Annotated in this window: 2 protein-coding genes; both read right to left on the minus strand. The window is 78.5% G+C overall.

From position 1 onward, the window contains the following. A partial coding sequence (locus tag GTR00_RS19245) for a hypothetical protein (RefSeq protein WP_166613169.1) occupies positions 1 to 210 on the minus strand: 210 nt, incomplete at its 3' end. A gap of 106 nt (positions 211 to 316) precedes the next feature. Next, positions 317 to 2287: SpoIIE family protein phosphatase (locus GTR00_RS19250; RefSeq protein WP_166613170.1), on the minus strand; the 1971-nt coding region annotated here is incomplete at its 5' end.

The raw sequence follows: 2287 nt of genomic DNA on the forward strand, positions 1-2287 counted from the left end.
GCTCTGGCGAGGGCGGGGTGCCTCGGGGCGCCGGTGGTAGGTGCGCACGCCCGCCGCGACCTCCAGGACGCCGGCGGCGGCGCACACCGCGGCGGTGGGCAGGCCGGTGGCGGCGGCGACGTCGGCGGCGGGCAGCGCTCCGCGGTGCGTGCGGTACCAGGTGCGCAGGTGCTCCAGGACGGCGCGCTCTTCGCTGCTGAGGTCGGGCACGTGAACCTCCAACGGTGCACGGTGGTCGTGCGGTGTCGTGTTCCGGGAAGCACCTCCAGTGTGCACCGCCCGGACCCTCCTCGTGCGCGGGGCGCCCGCGCGGGCGTCAGGCCCCCTCCTCCACGGCCAGCTCGGCCCACACGGTCTTGCCGTCGCCGGCGACGGAGACGCCCCAGGAGTCGGCGACGGCCTGGACGATGCCCAGGCCGCGGCCGCCGAGGGCCTCGGGGCCGGCGTGGCGCTCCAGGGGGTGGCGGGTGGAGCGGTCGTGCACGTTGACCGTCAGCCGCCGCGCCCCGCGGTCGTAGCGCAGCAGGACGGCGCCGGGGGCGTCGGTGTGCACGAGGGCGTTGGTGACCAGCTCGCTGAGGACGAGCTCGGCCTCGTCGAGCAGCGCGTCGGCGTCCCAGGCGCTCAGGGCGGTGCGCAGGAAGGCGCGGGCCTGGGCGACGGCGCGCACGTCGCCGGGCAGCGGCAGCCAGGCCTCCTCCAGCTGGGCGGTGGGCCCGCGGTACTCCAGGACCAGCATGGCGGCGTCGTCGTCGAGGCGGTGCGGGATGCCGGCGGTGATGCGGTCGGCGAGCTGCTCGCAGGTGATGCCGGGGTCCGCGGCGGTGCTGTCGCGCACGGTGCGCCGCAGGGCCAGCGCGCCGCCCTCGAGCTGGTCGGCGCGGGACTCCACGACGCCGTCGGTGTAGAGCACGACGCGGCTGCGCCCGTGCAGGCGGTGGGTGGTGGCGGGGAAGGCGGCCGCGGGGTCCACGCCCAGCGGCGGGCCGGGGTCGGCGGTCAGCTCGCGCAGGCCGCGCTCGTCGGCGGCCAGCGGGGCGGGGTGCCCGGCGGTGGCGACGGTGACGGTGCCCGAGCCCTGGTCCAGGCGCACCACGCAGCAGGTGGCGAAGAGCTCCTCGGTCTGCTCGGCGAGCAGCCGGTTGGTGCGCTCCAGGGCGGCGGCGGGGCCGTGGCCCTCGGTGAGGTAGGCGCGCACGGCGGTGCGCAGCTGGCCCATGAGCCCGGCGGCGGTGGTGTTGTGGCCCTGCACGTCGCCGATGACGAAGACGACGTCGTCGTCGAGGGCGACGGCGTCGTACCAGTCGCCGCCGACCTCGGCGCCGACGACGGCGGGCTGGTGGCGCACGGCGACGTCGACGCGCTGCAGGGCGGGCAGGCGCCGGGGCAGCAGGCCGCGCTGCAGGGTGCGGGCGAGCTCGGTGAGGGCGCTGAGGGAGCGCGCGAGCTCCTCGCCGGCGGCGCGCTCGGCGTCGAGGAGGCGGGCGCGCTCCAGGGCGAGCGCGACCTGCGCGGCGACGCTGGCGAACAGCTCGACGTCGTCGTCGTCGGGGTCGACGGCGTCGCGGTTGACGACGAGGGCGCCGAGCACGGTGCCGTCGCGGTCCACGAGCGGCACCGCGACGGTGGACAGGGTGGGCCACGGCAGCACCAGGTCCGGGTCGCCGAGGGGTTCGGCGACGACGTCGCGCACCACCACGGGGCGGCCGGTGCGCACGGCGCGGGCGACGGAGTCGTCGCCGTGCAGGTCCAGGGTGCCCAGGGTCGCGGCGAGCTCGGGGGGCGCCGGCGGGTGGCCGTGCCCGACGAGCCGGCCGCGGGGGCGGTCGGCGAGGTACAGGGCGGCGGAGGTGCAGCCGGCGGCCTCGGCGACCGCGCGCGGGACGCAGGCGGTGATGTCGGCGGTGGTGGCGCTGGTGGACAGCAGGGCGGTGATGGACTGCAGCAGCGCGGTACGGGCGGCGGCGGCCTCGGCGGCGGCCCCGCGCTCCTCGGCGAGCTCGCGGGCGGCGCGGTGCGCGCCCAGCAGCAGGGCGTTGTCCACGGCGGTGGCGGCGCCGCGGGCGGCGGCCACGGCGACGGCCTCGGCCTCCTCGTCGAAGCGGCCGGGTTCGCCGTGGCCCAGGAGCAGGGCGCCGATGACGCGGTCGCCGGTGGAGGTGACGGGCACGGCGAGGTAGCTGCGCACGGGCACGTGGCCGGGGGGCAGGCCGCTGGTGCGCCCGTGCCCGAAGCGCGGGTCGGTGAGGACGTCGGCGATGCGCACGGGGGCGGCGCCCTGGAAGGT

This window comes from Kineococcus indalonis, assembly GCF_009906395.1.
GTDB classification, from domain to species: Bacteria; Actinomycetota; Actinomycetes; order Actinomycetales; family Kineococcaceae; genus Kineococcus; species Kineococcus indalonis.